This is a genomic window from Guyparkeria sp. SB14A, assembly GCF_005096345.1.
Classification (GTDB): Bacteria; Pseudomonadota; Gammaproteobacteria; order Halothiobacillales; family Halothiobacillaceae; genus Guyparkeria; species Guyparkeria hydrothermalis.
The window spans coordinates 93,262-109,187 of the sequence record NZ_SWAW01000005.1 but is presented as its reverse complement, the minus strand read 5'-3'; the positions used below and the strand labels follow the sequence as shown (position 1 = coordinate 109,187).

The following is a 15,926-nucleotide window of genomic DNA, read 5'->3' as shown; positions in this document are numbered from 1 at the left end:
CCCGGGAATTGACCTCGTGGCGGGGAATCCCGCCGGGCCTTGTCGGTCAACCTGTTAGAATCGCGCGCCACACACGCACCCGATCGATCCGGAGCCACCTTCTTATGACTCAGGGCATGCCCCAGGCCTCCCCCAACGGCACCACCCGCAAGACGCCCGAGCTGCTTTCCCCGGCGGGCACGCTCAAGTCGATGCGCTATGCCTTCGCCTACGGCGCCGATGCCGTCTACGCCGGCCTGCCGCGCTATTCCCTACGCGCGCGCAACAACGACTTCCTCGAGGACAACCTGCGCATCGGCATCGAGGAGGCGCACGCCGCGGGTAAGCAGTTCTTCGTCACGGTCAATCTCTCGCCGCACAACAGCAAATTGAAGACCTTCATCCGCGACATGGAGCCCATCGTCGCGATGAAGCCGGATGCCTTCATCATGGCCGACCCCGGCCTGATCATGATGGTGCGCGAGGCCTTCCCCGAGATGCCCATCCACCTGTCGGTGCAGGCCAACACGGTCAACTGGGCCACGGTGAAGTTCTGGGAGTCGGTGGGCGTGACCCGCGTGATCCTCTCGCGCGAACTGTCGCTGGACGAGATCCGCGAGATCCGCGAAAAGTGCCCGACCATGGAGCTCGAGGTGTTCGTCCACGGCGCGCTATGCATCGCCTACTCGGGGCGCTGCCTGCTGTCGGGCTACTTCAACCACCGCGACCCGAACCAGGGCACCTGCACCAATGCCTGTCGCTGGGAATACACGCCGCAGAACGCCGCCGAGGATATCTCCGGCGTGGTGCGTCCGGAGCCGGCGTCCGAGCAACCCCAGGAAAAGCCCATCTCGCTGGACGCGCTCAACGCGGCCAACCCGATGCGGGATGGCGCGATGGGCGATCAGGAACGCCATCCGCTCGCCGACCAGGTGTATCTCCTCGAGGAGAAGAGCCGCCCCGGCGAGCAGATGCCGATCGAGGAAGACGAGCACGGTACCTACATCCTCAACTCGCGCGACCTGCGCGCCGTCGAGCACGTCCAGGCGCTGGTCGACATCGGCGTCGACTGCCTCAAGATCGAGGGGCGCACCAAGTCGCACTACTACGTCGCCCGCACCGCGCAGGTCTACCGCCAGGCGATCGACGATGCCATGGCCGGGCGACCGTTCAACGAGGAGCTGATTGCCGATCTCGACAACCTCGCCAACCGCGGTTACACCGACGGCTTCTACAAGCGCCACCACACGCAGGAATACCAGAACTACATCGAGGGCGTCTCCAAGAGCCGTCAGCAGCAGTTCGTCGGCGAGATCAGCGAGATCGAGGGCGACTGGGCCCGGGTCGAGGTCAAGAACAAGCTCCGGGTCGGCGACCAGGTCACGTTCCTGCTCCCCGACGGCAACCGGGTCGACCAGCTCGCCGAGATGCAGACGCTGGAGGGCGAGCCGTTGGATGAGGCGCCGGGCGGCGGCTGGCGGGTACGCCTGCGCCTGCCGGAAGGGGCCGAGGCCTTCGGCGACCGGCTGCGCTACGGGCTGATCGCCCGCAACCTGGCCGACTGACGGCGTGCGGCTTGCCGGATACCTGCGCCGCGAGGCGCTGATTTCCATCGGCGCGGTGACCACCGTGCTGATGCTGATCATGGCCACCAACCTGTTGGCTCGCGCGCTCTCGCTTGCCGCCGACGGCACGTTGCCGGCCGCGCTGGTGCCCAACCTGCTTGGGTTCAACCTGGTCAAGATGCTGATGTACGTCGTCCCGGTGGCGACGTTCATCGGCCTGATGTTCGCGCTCGGGCGGCTCAACCGCGACAGTGAGCAGACGATCATGCGTTCGAGCGGTTTCGGTCTGTGGCGGATCACCGGGTCGCTTTTGCCGCTGGGGATTCCGCTGGCGTTGCTGACCGCCTGGATTTCGTTGTTCGGTTGGCCCATGGCCGAACAGGCGCGCGACCGGATGGTCGAGGGCGCGCAATCGGACTACATCGGCCAGCAGGTGCCGGTCGGCCGCTTCATCGAGGCCAACGAGGGCCGGCTGGTCGCCTACGTGGGCGCGTCCGAAAACGGCGGCTACCAGCGCATCTTCCTGTTCGATCGTGCCGAGGATGGCTCGATCGCGGTCGAGAGCGCGCCGTCGGGCGTGATGGTCGAGGAGGATGGCCAGCGCTACATCGCCCTCGAGGACGGCCGACGCATCGGCGGTACGGTCGGGGCGGCCGATTGGAATCGGCTCGATTACGAGCGCCACCTGATGCGCCTGCCGGGCCAGACGGAGGCCGATGGCGGGCAGGTCCGGGTGCGTTCGTCCGGCGAATTGTGGGCCTCGGGCAACCCGAACGACCACGCCGAGCTGTTCGAGCGCCTGTCGCAGGGCATCATCGCCCTGGTGCTGGTGCTGATCGCGATCCCGCTGGCGCAGGCGCCGCCGCGCAGCGGTCGTTACGGCCGCCTGTTCTGGGCCTTCTTGATCTACGCCCTGTACTTCAACGTCGTGCCGCTGGTTTCCGACGGCATCGAGGCCAACCACTACGGCCTGGCCGGCGCCGTGGTGCTGGCCCATGGCGGGTTCCTGCTCTTGTGGGGCGTGCTGTTCTGGTCGGCGCGTGGCGGCTGGGGACGATTGCGCAGCTTGTGGAAGGGACGCCGTGAATACGCTTGATCGCTACCTGATCCGCAGTGTCGTGACCGGCGGGCTGGCGGCCTCCGCGGCCTTCGGCGTGCTGATCCTCGTGTTCGGCATGATCGACGAGTTCAGCAAGATCGGGCCGGGCTATACCACCATTCAGGCGTTGCAGTTCGTCGTCTTGAGCACCCCGGGGTATCTCTACGAGCTGTTTCCGGTGACGGTGCTGGTCGGCGGGTTGTTGAGCCTCGGCGCGCTGGCGGCCCACTCGGAGCTGACGGTGATGCGGGCGACCGGCATGTCGCTGTTGCGCCTGGCCCGGCCGGTACTGATCGCCGGGGTCATCCTCGCCGCGCTGGGCACCACCATGGGCGAGACCATCGGCGCCTGGGGGCAGGCCGAGGCCAACCAGATGCGCGCGGCGGCCACCGAGAGCGAGGTGAGCACCGATCTGGCCAGTGGTTTCTGGCTGCGCGAGGGCGACCGGATCGTGAACGTGGAGCGCGCGCTGGTCGACGGCCAACTGCTCGGGTTGCGGGTGTTCGAGCTGGGCGCGGACAGCCGTCCGAAGCGGGTGATCGAGGCCGGCCGCGCCGAGAGCCTGGGTGACGATCGCTGGCGGCTCGAGGACGTCATCGACACGCGCCTGCCGATCGACGATCCGGCCTCGGCCGTGCGTGTCGAGCGGCACACCGCGATCGAACAGCGCCTGTTCGACCGCGAGATACTCGAGATCGCCGCGCTCAATCCGCGCTACATGAACGTCGCGCAGCTGGCCGACTACGTCGGTTATCTCGAGCGAAACCAGCTGGATGCCTCGGTCTACGCCACGGCCATGTGGTCACGCGTGGTCCAGCCGATCTCGGTGCTGGCGATGCTGCTGGTGACCCTGCCGTTCGTCTTCGTCGCCCAGCGCGGCGGCTCGGCCGGGCGCTGGCTGTTCATCGCCATCCTGCTGGGCGTGGCCTACATGACGCTCACCCAGATCGTCTCGGCACTGGCGCCGGCCTACGATATCTCCCCGATCCTGAGCACGATTCTGCCGCCGACCCTGTTCTCGATCGCGGGAGTGGTGGCATTGTATCGGGCGACACCGCGCGCCCGACGACCTGCCGGTTGACGATCGGGACGGCACGATCCGGCACGCAGAGGAACACATAGGGACCCGCATGTTCGAAGACCCGAGCCACAACGAATACGAGCGCCAGTCGATCGGCGCCTTCACGGAAAAGGCGTACCTCAACTACGCCATGTACGTCATCCTCGACCGGGCGCTGCCGCACGTCGCCGACGGCTTGAAGCCGGTGCAGCGACGCATCGTCTACGCGATGAGCGAGCTGGGGCTCTCGGCGCTGGCCAAGCACAAGAAGTCCGCCCGCACCGTGGGTGACGTGCTCGGCAAGTACCACCCGCACGGGGATTCGGCCTGCTACGAGGCCATGGTGCTGATGGCCCAGCCGTTCTCCTACCGCTACCCGCTGATCGACGGGCAGGGCAACTTCGGCTCCCCGGACGACCCGAAATCCTTCGCGGCGATGCGCTACACCGAATCGCGCCTGACCCGCTACGCCCAGACGCTGCTGGCCGAGGCCGACCAGGGCACGGTCGACTGGGTCGACAACTTTGACGGCTCGCTCAAGGAGCCGGCCCTGCTGCCCGCGCGCCTGCCCAACGTGCTGCTGAACGGTTCAACCGGCATCGCCGTGGGTCTGTCCACCGACATCCCGCCGCACAACCTCAAGGAGGTGGTCGATGCCTGCGTGGCCTTGATCAAGAACCCGGAGGCCGAGGTCGCGACCCTGTGCAAGCACGTCAAGGGACCGGACTTTCCCACCGAGGGCGAGATCATCACGCCGCCCGAGGACATCCGCCGGATGTACGAGACCGGCACCGGCAACGTGCGCCAGCGGGCCCGCTACGAGATGGAAAACGGCCAGATCGTGGTCACCGCGCTGCCGTTCCAGGTGTCGGGCTCGAAGGTGCTCGAGCAGATCGCCGGGCAGATGCACGCCAAGAAACTGCCGCTGGTCACGGATCTGCGCGACGAGTCCGACCACGAGTCGCCCACGCGGCTGGTGATCGTGCCCAGAAGTCGCCAGGTCGACATCGAGGCGCTCATGGCGCACCTGTTCGCGACCACGGATCTGGAGAAGAGCTACCGGATCAACATGAACGTGATCACGGCCGACGGTCGGCCGCGGGTGCTCAACCTCAAGGAGATGCTGACCGAGTGGCTCGCGTTCCGTCAGACGACCCTGCGCCGGCGGCTGGAATGGCGGCTGGCCAAGATCGAGCGCCGTCTCGAGGTACTCGCCGGCCTGTTGATCGCCTTTCTCAACATCGACGAGGTGATCGCGATCATCCGCGAGGCCGAGGATCCCAAGGCCGAGCTGATCGCCCGCTTCGAGCTGACCGAGCTGCAGGCCGACTCGATCCTGGAAATCCGCCTGCGCCAGCTGGCCAAGATCGAGGAGATCGCGGTCAAGAAGGAGCAGGCCGAGCTCGCCGAGGAGGCCGACGGCATCCGCACGCTGTTGGCCGACGAGTCGGCCCTGCGTGCCCTGATGCGCGACGAGCTGGTCGCCGATGCCAAGGAGTACGGCGATGCACGCCGCTCGCGGTTGGTCACGCGCGAATCGGCCCAGCCGCTCGACGAGACCCGCCTGATGACCGCCGAGCCGGTCACCGTGGTGTTGAGCCAGAATGGCTGGATCCGCGCGGCCAAGGGGCACGACGTCGATCCCGAGTCGCTGTCCTACAAGTCGGGCGACGGCTACCAGGCCCACATTGCCGGGCGGTCGACCCAGCCGACCGTGGTCTTCGACGACACGGGGCGTGCCTACACGCTCGCCACGCACACGCTTCCGTCGGCGCGCGGGCAGGGCGAGCCGGTCACCGGCCGGGTCACGCCACCCTCGGGTGCGCGTTTCACCGCGTTGGCGATGGGCGAGTCCGACCAGCGGGTGTTCCTCTGGTCACCGGCCGGGTTCGGTTTCGTGACCTCGATGGGCGACCTCGTCGGGCGCCAGCGGGCCGGCAAGCAGATCTTCAGCCTGCCAAAGGGCGTGGCACCGGGCCAGCCGGTGTTGCCGGGCAAGGCATTCGACTACCTGGCCGTGGCCACCAGCGACGGGCACGTCCTGGTCATGGAGGCCGACGAACTGCCGGTGCTCGCCAAGGGCAAGGGCAACAAGCTCGTGTCCCTGAAAAGCGGTGCGCAGGTCGTGGCGGTCGCGGCCCTCGGCGAGGACGACGGCCTGCGCGTCACCGCCGGGGCGCGCACCATGACCATCAAGCCCGCCGACCTGGCCCTGTATCGCGGCAAGCGGGCCGCCCGCGGTCGCAGCCTGCCGCGCGGCCTGACCCGCGTGGATGCCCTGGCGGCTGCCGCGGCGGGCGGTTGAGGCGGATGCATCGGCACGCCTCTGCCGGGCTCGACCCGACGCCCGGCTAACCAGTAGCCCGGCGCTGTGAAAATCGCTTGAAAAACCCACCGTGGCACCCCAGATTGGGGTAGGCTGCGTCTCGCACCGCGAGTCGCGGTTTGCCGGCGAATGGCTCGGATGCGCGGGTTAACGCGCATCGAGCCAGGCACACCGGAAGAAGATCAACCACTCATACCCGAGGTAGAGATGAAACGCATCGGCTTGTTCCTGCTGACCAACCTGGCCGTGATCGTCGTGCTGATGATCGTCTGGTTCGTGATTTCCAGCGTCTTCGGTCTAGGCCGGACGATGGATTACCAGGCGGGCACGATCAACCTGACCTCCACGCTGGTGCTGGCGGCGGTATTCGGCTTCGGCGGCTCGATCATCTCGCTGCTGATGTCCAAGTGGATCGCAAAGAAGAGCGTCGGCGCCCAGGTGATCGAGAACCCGCGCTCCGAGGGCGAGCGCTGGCTGGTCGAGACCGTGCAGCGCCAGGCACGCGAGGCCGGTATCGGCATGCCCGAGGTGGCCATCTACGAGTCGGCGGAGATCAACGCCTTTGCCACCGGCGCGAGCCGCAACAAGGCGCTGGTTGCCGTCTCTACCGGGTTGCTTTCCAGCATGACCCGTGACGAGGCAGAGGCGGTGCTCGGCCACGAGGTCGGTCACATCGCCAACGGCGACATGATCACGCTGACCCTGATCCAGGGCGTGGTGAACACCTTCGTGATCTTCTTCGCCCGCATCGTGGGCTTCTTTGTCGATCGCATGATCCTCAAGAACGAGGAGGGGCCGGGCATCGGCTTTTTCGTCACCACGATCGTCGCCGAGATCGTCTTCGGCATTCTCGCGAGCACCATCGTGATGTGGTTCTCCCGTCAGCGCGAGTTCCGGGCCGATGACGCCGGAGCACGCCTGGCCGGTCGCGAGAAGATGATCGCCGCGCTCGAGCGTCTCAAGCTCAACTACGATCGCCCGTCGGACATGCCGGCGCAGATGACCGCCTTCGGCATCTTCGGTCGGGGTGGCAAGTTCGGTCGGCTGTTCATGTCGCACCCGCCGCTCGACGAGCGGATCGCCGCCCTGCGGGCGGCCAGCGGCCAGGCCCAGGTTGCTTGATCAAGGCCCCGTGAGCGTGATTTGAAACCCCGCTGACGGCGGGTGACAATTGCCGGCCCCGCGGGGCCGGAACGAAAGGCCCGCCAAGCGCGGGCCTTCTTGTCGAGGGGTGGCGGATGCCGTTCGCTACGTCGACACCGTGACGGAGTAACGCGATGGAAGTCCTGTTTCTGTTCGTGCCGCTGAGCATGCTGGTGGTCGCCGGGCTGGTCTGGGCCGCGTTCTGGGCGATCCGGAACAACCAGTACGAGGACCTGGAGGGGCCGGCGCATCGCATTCTCATGGACGATGACGATCCGAAGATTCCGACCAACCAGGCCACCGAAGAGGCGGATGAGCCCGACGCCGAGGGCGCAGGCCGAACGCGTCAAGAAACGGCGGGGAAATCACCGCGTTCCGGTGAGGAATAACCCCAACCCAACTAGTGACATTGCCGTGGGGCTGGTTTAGGATACGGCCAACAACGGGAGGAACCAGACATGAAAGACTTCTTCAACTTCGACAATTTCGCGTTCACGTTCATCGTCGGCCTGATCGTGTTTTCCTGGCTGAGCTTCCTGAGCGTCGTCTTCTTCGGTTGATCGCCCGCGCGTATTGCGCGCTGGGTCAGCCACGAAAAAAGCCACCGCGGTGATCCGCGGTGGCTTTTTTGTTTGCCGGTTTGTTGGCCTGGCTGTTTCCAGCCCGCATGGGCCGGACCGGGATCAGGCCGGCTGGGGCAGGGCGGTGCGCAGCTTCTTGAGGGCGGCCGTCTCGATCTGGCGGATTCGCTCGGCCGAGACGCCGTACTCGTCGGCCAGGGTCTGCAGGGTGGCCTTGGGCTCGTCGAGCCAGCGGCGGGAGAGGATATCCCGGCTGCGGTCGTCGAGCATCGAGAGCGCGGCGGTCATCGCCTCGACGCGGTCGTCCTCGTCGCGCTGGGAGGCGATGTCCTCGACCGACAGGGCGTCCTGGTCGACCAGGATCTGCTCGTAGGACGGGCCGTCGCCATCTTCCGAGCCGTCGTAGGCCGGGGTGTCGAGGCCCATGTCGCGCCCGTAGAGGCGCGCCTCCATGGTCATGACCTCGCGCTCGGGGACGTCGAGCTCCTCGGCGACCGCCTCGGCCTCCGACTTGGAGAGCCAGCCGATCGAGTTCTTCATCTGGCGCATCTTGAAGAACAGCTTGCGCTGCGCCTTGGTGGTGGCCACCTTGACGATGCGCCAGTTCTTGAGGATGTACTCGTGGATCTCGGCCCGGATCCAGTGCACCGCGAAGGTCACCAGGCGCACCTTCTGGTCCGGGTCGAAGCGCTTGACCGCCTTCATCAGGCCGATGTTGCCTTCCTGGATCAGATCGGCCAGCGGCAGCCCGTAGCCCCGGTAGCCCCGGGCGACATGCACGACGAAACGCAGGTGACCGAGGACGAGCTTCTGTGCCGCCTCGATATCACCGGTTTCCTTCAGCCGCCGGCCCAGCGCCTGTTCCTCCTCGACGGAGATGACGGGCAGACGGCGCACCTCGTTGAGGTACTGCGACAGCGAATCGCCCATGACCGGCATGGTCATGCCGGCTGACGGGGTCAGGCCCCGCGATTTGCTGTCGATCATCTGGTTGCTTGCTGTCTGCATGCTGTCGTTCTCGCCTCGCTGCAAGTATCCCAATCGTCTCGTGAACCCGTATTTTAGCACTCGCGATATGAGAGTGCTAAACCCGGGACAAGTTCCCCTCGCCCCTGCTCAGAGTGAAAAGACTAATGCACCAATCGAAAAAAATCATGGAGTGCTCAGCCGGCCGATGTAGAAGCGACCGATGACTTGCGCGGACAGCCACCCGAGCAGGGCCCCGGCGGTCATCAGTAGCAGCACCAGCGTCGGGTCGATTTGCGGCGAGATCGCCGCGCCGTAGGAGGCGGCAAAGCGCTCGATCGGGCCGGCGGTCACCGAGACCGCCAGGGCGACCAGGCCGCTTGCCACAAGACCGCCCAGCAACCCCGTCAGCGTGCCGTCGTAGAGCAGGGGGCGCAGCATGTAGCGCTCGGTCCCACCGATCAGGGCGATCAGGGCGATCTCGCGGCGACGCTCGTGCAGCTCGAGGCGCAGGGTGTTGCCGACCACGAACACCACGGTCAGCCCCAGCAGGATCAGGAGCCACCAGCCGAGTTCGTCGAAGAAGGCGCGGATCTGCTCGAGGCGTTCGATCCATTCGCCCCCGGAGGAGAACTCGGCGACGGCCGACTGCTCGCGCAGCCCCTCGGCCAGCGCCAGGCGCGTGTCCGGGCGGGCGTCGCTCAAGGTCAGTTCGATGACCCAGGGCAGCGGATTCGAATCCAGACCCTCCAAGCCATCCATGTGCAGGCGTTCGGTCAGCGTCTCGAGGCCCTCCTCGGGCGGGATGACACGCTGTTCGGCCACGGTCGCCTGTCTGTCCAGCCAGTCGCGCAGCGATTGTCGCTCGGCCTCGTCCGTTCCCGGGGCGAGGTAGAGATCCATGCGAGCGGCATCGCTCATCCAGATGGCGCCCAATCGCTCGACCTGGTGGCCCAGGGTCATCACCAGGGCGGGCAGGCTGAGCACCACGCCCAGCACCAGGATGGTGGCCCAGGCCCCCACCGGGCGGCGGATCAGCCGTGCCAGTGCGCCCCGCAGGCACTGGCGGTGGTGCCGACGCCAGGCGGCCAGCGGGTGGCGGCTCTTCTCGCGGGTGCCACGGGTCTCGTGGTGGGCCGGCGCGCTCATGACTCGGCCTCCTCGAAGGCGCTGATGCGGCCCTGGTTGAGGGCGATGCGCGGTACCGGGTATTGCTTGAGAAGCTCGACGTCGTGACTGGCGATCAGCACGGTGACCCCCACGGCGTGGAACTCGAAGAAGCGGTCGAAGATGTCACGGGACAGGTCGGGGTCGAGGTTGCCGGTCGGCTCGTCGGCCAGCAGGATGCGTGGCCGGTTGACCAGCGCGCGGGCGATGTTGACCCGCTGCTGTTCACCGCCGGAAAGCTCCTCGATCCGGGCTCGTTGACGGCCCAGCAGTCCCACCTTGTCGAGCGCGGCGTCGACGCGGCGGCGAATGTCGCCGGGGAGGTAGCCCGAGACCTGCAGGGGCAGGGCGACGTTGTCGAACACGAGCCGGTCGGCGAGCAGGTGGTGGTCCTGGAAGACCACGCCGATCTGCCGGCGCAGCTTGGGGTACTGGTGGCGCCCCATCCGGTTCAAGTCATAGCCGCCGATCAGCACCTTGCCCGAGGTGGGGCGGTCAAGTGCCGGGATCAGTCGTAGCAGGGTCGACTTGCCGGCGCCGGAATGACCGGTGAGGAACGCCATGCGCCCGGCCGGCAGACGAAAGCTGATGTCCTGAAGGCCGAACTGCCCGTTGGCGTAGCGACGGGAAACGTTGGCGAACTCAATCATGGCGGCGGGCACCTCGTGGGCCGTTTGATGTTGGTGTCGCCACCTCGTTCGTTTCCCGGCAATCGGCTTGCTCTGTCTGGTCGGTCACGGCGCGGCTCCTTCCACTTTTCTCGGTTCGCCCGCTCGGTGTTTGGTCGGCGCATTCGCGGTCACGGCTCAGGGCGAAGCGCTCAGTCGGCTTGACGGTCGAGCAGCGCGTCGACAAAGGCACGCGGCTCGAAGGGGCGCAGGTCCTCGGCTTTCTCGCCAACGCCGATGAAGTGAATCGGCAGGCCGAGTTCGTCGGCGATGGCAAAGACGATGCCGCCCTTGGCGGTGCCGTCGAGCTTGGTGACGATCAGCCCGGTGAGCTTGACGGCCTGATTGAACTGGCGTGCCTGGACCAGCGCGTTCTGCCCGATGCTGGCATCAATGACCAGCAGCACCTCGTCCGGCGCCTCGGGTTCAGCCTTGCCGATCACGCGGATCAGCTTGCCCAGTTCGTCCATCAGGCCCGACTGGGTGTGCAGGCGGCCGGCCGTATCGACGATCAGGATGTCACTGCCGCGCGCCTTGGCCGAGCTGACGGCATCGAAGGCCACCGAGGCCGGATCGCCACGGCCCGGTTCGCCGATCACGCGGACGTCGTTGCGTTCGCCCCAGCGAATCAGCTGCTCGACGGCGGCGGCGCGGAAGGTATCCGCGGCGGCCAGGGTCACGTCGCGGCCTTCGGCCTTGAAGCGATGCGCGAGCTTGCCGATGCTGGTGGTCTTGCCGCCGCCGTTGATGCCGCAGACCACCATCACGTGCGGGCGACCCGCCTGGCGACGGGCCGGCGGTTCGTCGGGCTGCACCGCCTCCAGGCGTTCGATCATCAGGCGGTAGAGGGTCTCGAACAGGTGTTCGGGGTCGTTGACGTGCTTGCGGCTGACCTCGTCGGTCAGCTCGTCGATCAGGGCCGCGGTCGTTTTTTGGCCGACGTCGGCCATGATCAGGCGCGTTTCCAGCTCCTCGAGCAGGTCGTCGTCGATTCGCTTCTTGCCGAGGAAGAGATCGCCCAGCCCTTCGGTCAGGCCCGAGCGGGTCTTCGCCAGCCGGCTGAACAGCGAGCCGGACTGTTCCGGTGCGGGGCGCGGCGCCGGGGGCTCGCTCGGGGTGGATGACGCGGTGTCGGATTTCTGGCGCCGCGTGTCCTGCTCCGTGACGGTCAGGTCGTTGGCGGGCGTGGCGGCCGGTTCCTCGTGGATCGGGGGCGGCTCGGCGGGGGTGCCGTGTTCCGAGGCCGGCTCGGGCGGGGTGGGCTCGTCATCGCCGGTCGAGGTCTCGACGGCGGGCTGGTCGACCTCGTCCTGGCCCTCGGTGGCGTCGTTCTTGCGCTTCTTGCGTCTGAGAAATCCGAACATGACGTTGCTTGTCTACCTGGGTTCGCGGCGGATGACTGCCGGGGCGTCCCGGCGTGGCGTGGCCGTGAACTGGCACTGGCCCGCATGGCGCCGACGGAGTTTATCATGCGGCCATTGCCGGTCGGGGGTTCAGGGGCCCTTGATCGCCCGACGTTTACGCGATTCGCAAGGAGTGTCCTCATGCCCAGCACCCCCAAGGGGAGAAGCCCGGCGCGCGGCGAGCAGGTGCGCATCATCGGTGGGGAGTGGCGCTCGCGCCGCCTGCGTTTCCCCCCGGCCCGCGATTTGCGCCCGACCCCCGACCGGGTGCGCGAGACGCTGTTCAACTGGCTGGGTCAGGATCTCGCCGGTTGGCGGGTGCTCGACCTGTTCGCCGGCAGTGGTGTGCTCGGGATCGAGGCGTTGTCCCGTGGAGCCGCCTGGGTGGGGTTCGTCGAACGCTCGGCGCGCGTGGCACGGTCGCTCGAGGAAAACCTGGCTCGATTGGATGCCCCGGCGGAACGTTTCACGATCTGGGCCATGAATGCCCGTCACTGGTGGTCGTCACCGCCCCAGAGGTTCGAGGGTCCGATCGACCTGGTGTTCCTCGATCCGCCGTTTCGTCAGCCCGAATTGCTTCAGGAGGCGCTCGACGCGCTGGCCGAGGCCCCCTGGCTTGCCGAGGATGCCCGGGTGTTCGTCGAGGGCGGGGCGCCGGAGTCCCTGCGGCTCCCCGAGCGATTCGTGGTCAGCCGCGAGACGCGGGCCGGGGAAAGTCGGTCGCTGTTGCTCGATCGGGCGGGCTGACGGGGCGTGCCGGGTGCCGGCGCCGACGATCAGGCGTCACCGAGGGTGCGGCCGCCTCGACCGGTATTGCGTTCGGTGCCGCCGGCGGTGTAGAGCGAGCCGGCCGGCTCGTCACGCTGGGTGAGAAAGTCGATTCGTTCGCCGAGGAAGTGATCGATCCGCCGCAGGGCCATCAGGTTGGTTTCGGATAGGTCGCGAAACCGCCGTGCCGTCTCCTTGAGTTGCTCCCAGTGGGCCCGTGTCTGCCCGTCTTCATGCTGGAGTGCCGCGTCCGTGTCGGTCTCGCCCTGCGCGGCGAGCCAGTCCAGCCGGGCCTGTTCGGCATGGGCCAGCTTCTCGTTGTGCTCGCGGATCCGGCGGAAGACCTCGTCGAACTCGTCGAGTGACGGGGTTTCCGGCCGGCGCAGCAGCCCGGCGAGGGTCTCGTGCTCGTCGAGCAGGGCCTGCGCCGGCTCGAGCATCGCGGCGAGCCAGTCGCTGGTCGAGGGGCTGTTGTCGGCGGGGCTGCTGGAATCGAACTGGGTCATCGATGGGTGCCTGCTTGGGGCTTCTGCCGGATTGTCATGGATGGCAGCGTGAGCATACGAATTGTGGACGCCCAATAGAAGCACCCCGGTCGGGAACGCCCGCCGGGGTGTATTTCCTGGCATCGCGCCGGCGCCGCGTTCCGCGCCCTTAGAGGGTCTCGAACTGGCGCAGCTTCTCGGCGATGCGGCTGGAATCGATCTGGTATTCGCCCTGGCTGATCAGATCCTTGATCCGATCGACCTTGGCCTGGTCAAAGGGGGCGGATTCGGCCATCGCGCGGCCCATTTCCTGGAGCTGGGAGGCCCCACTGGAGAGCGTCACGGCGTCATCCTCCTTGATGCCGTTCGTCGCGCTGCCGGAGGCTCGCTGGCTCTCGCCCTTGGCCTCGGTCCGGCCGCGGGACGAGTCCACTGACCCGTTCGGGCCCAGGTTGCGCGGGCCAAAGCCGTTGATTTCGTTTGCCATGATGCTTGATCCTTCCTGTCTCGGACGATGTGTCCGCGCCGCGGCACGGGCCGGGCTGGCAGGCGTCTAGGTTAACGTAAAATCGCCTTCGCCCTTGAACATCGGCCGGTGGGCGGAAAACTTTAGCCCCGACTGAAATACGTCTGCGGGGCGAGGTTCGTACGTTTCCCGTTCGTCGTGACGGGGTGTGGCGTCAGCCGCCGATCGCCTCGACGGTGCGGCTGTCGATCACGACCGTCTCGATCACCTTGCCCGAGCCGGTGTTCTTCACCTTCACCCGCTGGCCGACGCCAGCGCGACCCTGCACCTCGCCAGTCGAGCCCACCACGAAACCGCCCCGGCCGATCTGGATGGCGACGATGTCGCCGCGTTCGACCACGGCATTGATGCCGAGGTTGTGGGCGGTGACCAATTGACCCGATTGTAGCGGTTGGGTGGCCACCATGCCGATAAGTTCCGCGGGGTCGGTGTAGTACTGCCGACGCGCGCGATTGGCGTCCACGGTGGCGAGGTCGAGGTCCTCGGCAGATAGCACGTCGCCGGCAGACAACGGCCGGGCCGCGACGACGGCCTGCTGTCGCCGGGTGAGTTCGACCGGGACGTAGATGCGCCAGGGCGAGGAGCCGTGGCAACTGACCTTCACCGTCTGGCGTCCCCGATTGAGATTCAGTGGGCGGCCCTCGTTGATTTCCAGCGCCTGATCGCACACCCCCAGGCGCAGCCGCGGGTCGAGGCGCCCGGCGCGCAGCGTCAGGCGGTCGTTCCCGCTGCCCTGGGCCGCGAGGAACGCGTCCATGGCCTGGCCGACCTGGGCCTGGACGGTCTCCGGCGGCTCGCCCGGCGCCGCCTGGAGCAGTGTCGGCGCCAATAGGAGCAGGGCGGACAACAGCATGCCGCTCATCCGGTTGGCGGCGCGGGCGTGGCGGGTTGCTTTGATGTGTGAGTTAAGACGACTCATCTGTAAACCGTTACGTCCTCGGGCTGTGGTTTGCCTTGCATCGACGTAGCAAGCACTTACCATGCCAGCCGTATGAACCGGCGCGCGTCCGGAGGCCCGGGCGGTTGCGTGGGGCAACCGGTGGTCGACTGCGCTACCATGCCCTTACCCCTTTTCAATATTGGTGCGGCGATAGCCAGCGCCGTTGTGGGAAGGGATGCGATGAGACGCTAAAGATTGCGCCCGTCGCGCCGATACGCCGGTTTAATAACGAACACCAATCGTGTTCCCGCCACATTCCGCGTCACCAGGACAGGACTAGCCGTGAAAAGCAACGTGATGTCATCCGTCGATTCCCGCACCCAGCTCGCCGGTCGCAACCGGTTGGAATTGCTGGTGTTCGGCCTCGGTAACGATCAGCGGTTCGGGATCAACGTCTTCAAGGTCCGCGAGGTAATCCGTTGCCCCAAGCTGACCGACGTGCCGCATTCGGACAGCTCGATTCGCGGGATCGCCGATGTGCGTGGCCATACCATCACCGTCATCGATCTGTCGGAGGCGATCGGCAAGGGCCGCATGACCGACGAGCAGGTGGAAAACGCCTTCGTCATCATCACCGAGTACAACCGTGCCGTGCAGGGCTTTTTGGTGCACTCGGTCGATCGGATCGTCAACCTCTCCTGGAAGGAAGTGCTGACCCCGCCGAGCGGGACCAACAACTCCAATTTCCTCACAGCCGTGGCGCGAATCGACAAGCAGCTGGTCGAGATCATCGACGTCGAGCAGATCTTCGCGCGCGTCGTTGGCGTGGCCGATACCGTCTCCGACGACGTGATCGGCGAGTACGGCGAGATTGCCAAGGGCTCGGACCTGGTGCTGGTGGTCGACGACTCGGTGGTCGCGCGCAAGCAGGTGGAAAGCACGCTTGAGCAGATGCACCTGAAGTCCGTCGTGACCAAGAACGGGCAGGAGGCGATCGACACGCTGCGCCGCTGGAAGGAAAAGCAGCCCGAGCAGCTCGAGCGGCTGGCCATGGTCGTCTCCGACATTGAGATGCCCACCATGGACGGTTACACGCTGACCTCGCTGATTCGCCAGGACTCGGCCCTCAAGGGGATCTACGTCATCCTGCACTCCTCGCTCAGTGGGGTGTTCAACGAGAAGATGGTCAAGCAGGTGGGGGCCGATCGCTTCATTCCCAAGTTCCACCCGGATGACCTTGCCCGGGTCGTGGGTGACGCCCTTCGCCGCCATGAGGTGCACCACGCCGTGGACGAGGCTTGAGCCGCGGC

Annotated in this window: 15 protein-coding genes; 8 read left to right on the top strand and 7 right to left on the bottom strand. The window is 66.7% G+C overall.

What is annotated here, in order from left to right; all coding sequences use genetic code 11:
- Positions 1-116: 116 nt before the first annotated feature.
- The 6 genes from yegQ (at position 117) to ccoS (ending at position 7,561) form a co-directional block, all read left to right on the top strand.
- Positions 117-1,544 (top strand): tRNA 5-hydroxyuridine modification protein YegQ, encoded by a 1,428-nt coding sequence (yegQ, locus tag FAZ79_RS03780; RefSeq protein ID WP_197039208.1) that lies wholly within the window; start codon positions 117-119, stop codon positions 1,542-1,544.
- 4 nt (positions 1,545-1,548) lie between these two features.
- Positions 1,549-2,640, top strand: coding sequence for an LPS export ABC transporter permease LptF (gene lptF, locus FAZ79_RS03775; protein ID WP_136866646.1), 1,092 nt, complete (start codon positions 1,549-1,551; stop codon positions 2,638-2,640).
- Positions 2,627-3,724 (top strand): LPS export ABC transporter permease LptG, encoded by a 1,098-nt coding sequence (gene lptG / locus FAZ79_RS03770; protein WP_169303559.1) that lies wholly within the window; start codon positions 2,627-2,629, stop codon positions 3,722-3,724. Before lptF ends, lptG begins: the two co-directional genes overlap by 14 nt.
- Positions 3,725-3,773: 49 nt before the next feature.
- Positions 3,774-6,008, top strand: a complete 2,235-nt coding sequence (gene parC, locus FAZ79_RS03765) for a DNA topoisomerase IV subunit A (protein ID WP_136866644.1) — start codon at positions 3,774-3,776, stop codon at positions 6,006-6,008.
- 228 nt (positions 6,009-6,236) lie between these two features.
- Positions 6,237-7,151 carry a protease HtpX gene (gene htpX / locus FAZ79_RS03760; protein WP_136866643.1) on the top strand — a complete coding sequence of 305 codons (915 nt, stop codon included), beginning with the start codon at positions 6,237-6,239 and terminating at the stop codon, positions 7,149-7,151.
- Between the two features lie 155 nt (positions 7,152-7,306).
- Complete coding sequence (ccoS, locus tag FAZ79_RS03755) at positions 7,307-7,561, top strand: cbb3-type cytochrome oxidase assembly protein CcoS (RefSeq protein ID WP_136866642.1); 255 nt, start codon at positions 7,307-7,309, stop codon at positions 7,559-7,561.
- 294 nt (positions 7,562-7,855) lie between these two features.
- Here ccoS and rpoH read toward each other — a convergent pair whose 3' ends face one another.
- The 4 genes from rpoH to ftsY all read right to left on the bottom strand — a co-directional run bounded on the left by rpoH (position 7,856) and on the right by ftsY (position 11,918).
- Positions 7,856-8,761 (bottom strand): RNA polymerase sigma factor RpoH, encoded by a 906-nt coding sequence (rpoH, locus tag FAZ79_RS03750; protein ID WP_347709479.1) that lies wholly within the window; start codon positions 8,759-8,761, stop codon positions 7,856-7,858.
- A 144-nt stretch (positions 8,762-8,905) separates the two neighbouring features.
- A complete protein-coding gene (locus FAZ79_RS03745; RefSeq protein ID WP_136866641.1) occupies positions 8,906-9,868 on the bottom strand; it encodes a permease-like cell division protein FtsX in 963 nt (320 codons plus the stop codon).
- Positions 9,865-10,536 carry a cell division ATP-binding protein FtsE gene (gene ftsE / locus FAZ79_RS03740; protein WP_136866640.1) on the bottom strand — a complete coding sequence of 224 codons (672 nt, stop codon included), beginning with the start codon at positions 10,534-10,536 and terminating at the stop codon, positions 9,865-9,867. Before ftsE ends, FAZ79_RS03745 begins: the two co-directional genes overlap by 4 nt.
- A gap of 170 nt (positions 10,537-10,706) precedes the next feature.
- Positions 10,707-11,918 carry a signal recognition particle-docking protein FtsY gene (gene ftsY, locus FAZ79_RS03735; protein WP_136866639.1) on the bottom strand — a complete coding sequence of 404 codons (1,212 nt, stop codon included), beginning with the start codon at positions 11,916-11,918 and terminating at the stop codon, positions 10,707-10,709.
- A gap of 180 nt (positions 11,919-12,098) precedes the next feature.
- On the opposite strand from ftsY, the gene rsmD reads away from it, so the two are divergent.
- Positions 12,099-12,704 carry a 16S rRNA (guanine(966)-N(2))-methyltransferase RsmD gene (gene rsmD / locus FAZ79_RS03730; protein ID WP_136866638.1) on the top strand — a complete coding sequence of 202 codons (606 nt, stop codon included), beginning with the start codon at positions 12,099-12,101 and terminating at the stop codon, positions 12,702-12,704.
- 29 nt (positions 12,705-12,733) lie between these two features.
- Here the strand turns inward: rsmD and flgN are convergent, their stop codons facing one another.
- The 3 genes from flgN to flgA form a co-directional block, all read right to left on the bottom strand.
- On the bottom strand, positions 12,734-13,231 hold the full coding sequence (gene flgN, locus FAZ79_RS03725) for a flagellar export chaperone FlgN (RefSeq protein WP_169303558.1): 498 nt from the start codon (positions 13,229-13,231) through the stop codon (positions 12,734-12,736).
- A gap of 148 nt (positions 13,232-13,379) precedes the next feature.
- On the bottom strand, positions 13,380-13,697 hold the full coding sequence (gene flgM, locus FAZ79_RS03720) for a flagellar biosynthesis anti-sigma factor FlgM (protein ID WP_136866636.1): 318 nt from the start codon (positions 13,695-13,697) through the stop codon (positions 13,380-13,382).
- 193 nt (positions 13,698-13,890) lie between these two features.
- A complete protein-coding gene (gene flgA, locus FAZ79_RS03715; RefSeq protein ID WP_169303557.1) occupies positions 13,891-14,655 on the bottom strand; it encodes a flagellar basal body P-ring formation chaperone FlgA in 765 nt (254 codons plus the stop codon).
- 303 nt (positions 14,656-14,958) lie between these two features.
- Here flgA and FAZ79_RS03710 point away from each other — a divergent pair, with 303 nt between their 5' ends.
- Entirely contained in the window at positions 14,959-15,918 is a 960-nt protein-coding gene (locus tag FAZ79_RS03710; RefSeq protein ID WP_331281117.1) for a chemotaxis protein, read from the top strand.
- The last annotated feature ends 8 nt before the right edge of the window (positions 15,919-15,926 follow it).

Coding starts and splice junctions, on each gene's coding strand:
- yegQ (WP_197039208.1), top strand. CDS start 117: ATGCCCCAGGCCTCCCCCAACGGCACCACCCGCAAGACGCCCGAGCTG.
- parC (WP_136866644.1), top strand. CDS start 3,774: ATGTTCGAAGACCCGAGCCACAACGAATACGAGCGCCAGTCGATCGGC.
- htpX (WP_136866643.1), top strand. CDS start 6,237: ATGAAACGCATCGGCTTGTTCCTGCTGACCAACCTGGCCGTGATCGTC.
- ccoS (WP_136866642.1), top strand. CDS start 7,307: ATGGAAGTCCTGTTTCTGTTCGTGCCGCTGAGCATGCTGGTGGTCGCC.
- rpoH (WP_347709479.1), bottom strand. CDS start 8,761: ATGCAGACAGCAAGCAACCAGATGATCGACAGCAAATCGCGGGGCCTG.
- FAZ79_RS03745 (WP_136866641.1), bottom strand. CDS start 9,868: ATGAGCGCGCCGGCCCACCACGAGACCCGTGGCACCCGCGAGAAGAGC.
- ftsE (WP_136866640.1), bottom strand. CDS start 10,536: ATGATTGAGTTCGCCAACGTTTCCCGTCGCTACGCCAACGGGCAGTTC.
- ftsY (WP_136866639.1), bottom strand. CDS start 11,918: ATGTTCGGATTTCTCAGACGCAAGAAGCGCAAGAACGACGCCACCGAG.
- rsmD (WP_136866638.1), top strand. CDS start 12,099: ATGCCCAGCACCCCCAAGGGGAGAAGCCCGGCGCGCGGCGAGCAGGTG.
- flgN (WP_169303558.1), bottom strand. CDS start 13,231: ATGACCCAGTTCGATTCCAGCAGCCCCGCCGACAACAGCCCCTCGACC.
- flgM (WP_136866636.1), bottom strand. CDS start 13,697: ATGGCAAACGAAATCAACGGCTTTGGCCCGCGCAACCTGGGCCCGAAC.
- flgA (WP_169303557.1), bottom strand. CDS start 14,655: ATGAGTCGTCTTAACTCACACATCAAAGCAACCCGCCACGCCCGCGCC.